Genomic DNA, 4,325 nt, shown 5'->3' with positions numbered 1-4,325 from the left:
AAACCCATCAGGGGGAAGGCTTTAATGAGCTTCGCTTTGAGGACCAGGCGGGGCAGGAAGAAATCTATGTCCATGCCCAGAAGGACATGAACCTGCTGGTTGAGAATGACCGCAAGGACAACATCAAGCATGACCTCCATCTGGATGTGGAGAATGAAAGGTTCCAGCATATCAAGGTCGATGACCACCTGACGGTCGACGGGCAATCCAAAGAGCATGTGAAAGGTGATATCAGCCTGACAGTCGATACCTCATTGCACATCAAGCAAGGTAAGAAACAACTGCTCGAAGCAGGCACCGAAATTCACCACAAAGCGGGCGATAAAGTCATCATCGAAGCAGGCACAGAAATTACCGTCAAAACCGCCGCTGGCTTTGTAAAACTGGACCCTGCAGGGGTTCATATTTCAGGTCCTGTCGTGAACCTCAATTCAGGAGGCAGCGCGGGAAGTGGCAGCGGCGCAGCGCCTTCAATGCCAAGTATTTCAAGCTTACTGACCAGTGAAATTGTCCCTAACTGGGTTGAATTTGAATATCTGGATCCTGACATGCAGCCTTTCGCTGACACCCCTTATCGCGCCATTTTGAGTGATGGTAGTGAAGTATCAGGAACGCTCGATGGTGATGGTTATGCCCGCATTGATGAAGTTCCGTCTGGTCCAATCCGCGTTTATTACGATCCAGATGATGAGTTTGAAGATTTAGAACGTGAGCCTATCGACTCTCTTGGCGGGAAAATAGACAAGTTGCTGGGAGGTGCTGGCTAATGTGGGGCAATGATGTATTCGAGTACCTCTACAACAACCTCGAGTCTGCTTACAACGCAGGTGAGGATTATGTTTCACGCAAGGCGCAGGAAGCTTACGACGCCACGATTGGTGCTGTGGAATGGATTTGGGAAGCCCTTCAAGGTGATTTCAACACCAATCAAACCACGGGACAAATTGCTGCTAATGCTGTTCTTGGCCTGATCCCAATTGTCGACCAAGTACTGGATTGTAGAGACCTCATTGCCAACTGTCGCCAAATCTACAAAGACCGCACTAACACTGGCGCTTGGGTGGCACTTTGCCTGACCTTGGTTGGTTTAATTCCAAGCCTGGGTTCTGCGATCAAAGGGGTTTTAAAAATCCTCTTCCTGTTCGTCCGCAAAGCGGGTGGTGACGTTGCCAAGGCTATCCGACCCGCCATGGCGCCTATCCTATCTTTCCTTGGTAACGAAAAAGTGCGCCGAATTCTCGGTATTTCAGATGTCAGCGTAATTTTGCGTCAGGTTGCCGACAAGCTCAGCAGTATTCGTGGAGAAGTGACAGTCAGCAACCTCAAATCGCTGCTGGATTCTGCCGTGCAAACGCTTACTGATGTCGTCGGTAAGATCCGTTATTTCGCTCCGGGCGATGTCAAGGTATGGCTTGATGAAGCGGTCCGCATTGTTCGTTGGGTTCAAAACGCTGCAGATCGTATGCTTGCCCCCGCTCTAGCGCCGGTTCAACGTATTCTAGATGGCATTGAAGATGCACTTCGCAAGCAAGCGGATGAATACTCACCAAACTATCGTGCAGACGTTAATGCACGTACTGTGCATGAACTCGACCCAAGTGTCGCTGCCGTTAACCCTCGCATTCTGACCCGAACTCAGAAAGGGCTTTATGGCGAAATTATCAGTGACAATTACATGCTCAATCAGGGTCACCGCAACATACTACCGGACAATCGTCAGGTTCGTGCGTTAGAGGATGTCCCGCGCGGTCGGGGCATCGACGGCATCTATGAAAATGCTAACCCACCACCTCCTTATATCGTGACCGAAACAAAATATCGTACAAATTCAGGTCAGTATATTGATTCAGATGGCGTTGCCAGTAATAGTCTACTTTCTACTACTCGAGGCTCGAACGGTTATCCGGCATCTAAACAAATGAGTGATGCTTGGATTCAGCCCAGACTCGCCGATGAAGTTGGCCGTGATGTTGCAGATGACATCATGGATGAAGGCTATGACAGATGGCTGATGATAGTTGATGAGACTGGTGAGGTAGTGAACATTACAAGACTGGATGCCAATGCAAGAAGCATTGAAGAGGTTATGAGATGACAGGGCAAGCGCCAAATTTTAACCAATTGCGAAGGGATGCGTTTCTGGAAGAAGCTGTTTATGAAGAGCAGCACGCGTACTTCACGAAAGACAACGCTAAGCGTTATGGCAGATTGACCGATGAGTCCAAAGATATCGCCCATCGCGCTGGCATTAGCTGGTCACTCTCTCTCGCCAAATTTGAACACGTTTTACTCGAGTATTCTCGAGGTGCAAATCTTGAAAGCGTCGAAGAATTAGTGAAAGCAGCATTTCAAGATCTATTTAGACACAAAGAACAATTCCCGTTCAAGGTGCTAAATTATTGGGAGCCAGACGGTTATCAGTTTCTCCTATGGCTTGTCAGCCTTGCCGTTTTAACAGGCAATAGAGATGCGTTGCTTCTTATCGCCCGTATGACAGGCAAGAATCCAGCTGACGGTGATGACAAATGCATCGTTCAGTTTTATACCCGTGTTGGCCTTCAAGGACTTCCTCGCCAAGATTCACTGGTTTTTGAAAAACCTTACAAAGATTTCTACGATGCCATCAAAGGTGATGGCGCTTCCCCAACCAAAACTGAGCGTCAACAGTCGTTGAACGCGTACTTAAAAGGCTGGTATCAGGGAATGAAAAACTGTTATTGGCATAACCGACACAAAGGCAGACACGCCACTCACTTCGGTTATTGGTCACTTGAATCGGCGGCAGCGACCGTGCTCTTTGACCTTGATGACAGCAGCTACAGGAAGTCGCTTTACTATCCAAAAGACTGGGTCGATCATGCCCGTGAAAAGGGTGTCGGTTCGTTATTCTCACATGAAAAATTGCCTTTCCATCACCTTGCTCTTCCAAATGATGAAGTGCCAGTATCAGCAGAGTGGACATCCAACCTGAGTAACGAAGTCTTTCAGCTAGAAGCGGGTGAGCGATTTGGTGGAAACACAGAAAACGAGCATGGTGATGCCGTGGTTTGGATCAGCCGATGATCAGATTCTTAGCTGCATCCTCTATTTTTCTGGTCTCATCAGTCTTCGCGTCAATGGAAGGAAGCTACTCCACACCTTCCGACTCATCGACGTCTAAACAATATGTCGTTGGTGAGTTCAGCGGTAAGCTCGCTATTGAAAATGATGGAGACATCTACCTCGCGAAAGAAATGGATAGGACTGAAAGAGCAGAGTTTGCGGAATATCTTATGATGGGTAGCTCCGAGCTAAATGATGCGAAATGTCTAGTGACACCCTCTAAAGACCTCGCGTTAATCGAAAAAGCTGCTTCATCCGCCGGTGCTGATGTCGCCGAGGTGACGGCATCCGGTGAATCCGCACTGAAATTTGTTGATGATCAGAACCAAAAGGCCATTATCACGCTCACGCCGAAATACAAAATCCGCCAGATACTCTGTGCTTCGGAAACAGAAATTGAGCTCGCTAAAAGTAAGATTTTCTTCTTTAGCAGGCTGTTGGGTATTGTCCCTTTGGTTAAAAACTAAGAATTCAAGAAGGAATAAGTCATGGGAAATGCAGTTCGACTGGGGGATACGGGAACAGACCACGATGGTTTCCCACCAACGCCAACAACCGCTGGCTCTGGCACAGTTAAAATTGATGGTATTCCAGTTTGCCGTTTGGGCGACCCACTGGCGCCTCATGACAAACCTAAGCACCCTCCACATGGTCGCAGTATTGCGGGAGGTTCAGCGACGGTTTTTGCTGATGGAAAACCCGTAGCAAGAACGGGAGACTCAGTAAGCTGCGGTGGCGTAGTTATTGGCGGCGGCACAGTAAATATCGGTTAAACCTGTTGTCTTGCTCTTACTTTTCTTAGTTTACCTTCCCAAGCTAACCGCCTTATCTCTGAATATATTGGGCGGTATCAACCTTCACCAATTCAAATACCTAGCCCCAGAAACTTCCTATTTCACTTCAAACCAACCTGACCAATCCGGCCAAATCTTGCTCGCTGAGCAACTTTTCGCCCAACCCACAAGCAATACCTTGCTCTCCCCTTTTCAGAAATTGGGTAACTTACTGTTTTCATTGATTTCCATCACTGGCACACCCCTTGCGTTATTCCCACCGTAGTAAACAACCTCCTCCGAATTTTTATAGGGAAATGACAATGCCAACTCCTTGTTATATCGCCATCGAAGGCAAAACCCAGGGCAACATCACTGCCGGTGCCTTCACCGCTGACTCTGTCGGTAACATCTACGTGGAAGGCCACGAAGACGAGATGCTGGTTCAAG

Annotated in this window: 5 protein-coding genes and 1 pseudogene; all 6 read left to right on the top strand. The window is 48.1% G+C overall.

What is annotated here, in order from left to right; genetic code table 11:
- Positions 1 to 767: bacteriophage T4 gp5 trimerization domain-containing protein (locus GCE9029_RS26860; protein WP_438356883.1), on the top strand; the 767-nt coding region annotated here is incomplete at its 5' end.
- On the top strand, positions 767 to 2,095 hold the full coding sequence (locus tag GCE9029_RS25135) for a hypothetical protein (protein ID WP_062667974.1): 1,329 nt from the start codon (positions 767 to 769) through the stop codon (positions 2,093 to 2,095). The genes GCE9029_RS26860 and GCE9029_RS25135, both read left to right, overlap by 1 nt.
- Entirely contained in the window at positions 2,092 to 3,063 is a 972-nt protein-coding gene (locus GCE9029_RS25130; protein WP_062667973.1) for a PoNe immunity protein domain-containing protein, read from the top strand. The genes GCE9029_RS25135 and GCE9029_RS25130 overlap by 4 nt, the downstream gene beginning before the upstream one ends.
- Positions 3,060 to 3,569, top strand: coding sequence for a hypothetical protein (locus GCE9029_RS25125; protein ID WP_062667971.1), 510 nt, complete (start codon positions 3,060 to 3,062; stop codon positions 3,567 to 3,569). Before GCE9029_RS25130 ends, GCE9029_RS25125 begins: the two co-directional genes overlap by 4 nt.
- 21 nt (positions 3,570 to 3,590) lie before the next feature.
- Positions 3,591 to 3,875 (top strand): type VI secretion system PAAR protein, encoded by a 285-nt coding sequence (locus GCE9029_RS25120; protein WP_062667969.1) that lies wholly within the window; start codon positions 3,591 to 3,593, stop codon positions 3,873 to 3,875.
- 323 nt (positions 3,876 to 4,198) lie between these two features.
- Positions 4,199 to 4,325 (top strand): annotated as a pseudogene (locus GCE9029_RS26170) (type VI secretion system tube protein Hcp); the annotation flags it as partial.

Origin of the sequence: Grimontia celer, assembly GCF_900055185.1 — a bacterium.
Taxonomy (GTDB): Bacteria; Pseudomonadota; Gammaproteobacteria; order Enterobacterales; family Vibrionaceae; genus Enterovibrio; species Enterovibrio celer.
Note: the sequence above shows the minus strand (reverse complement) of the source record. Positions and strands in the feature narration are given on the sequence as shown.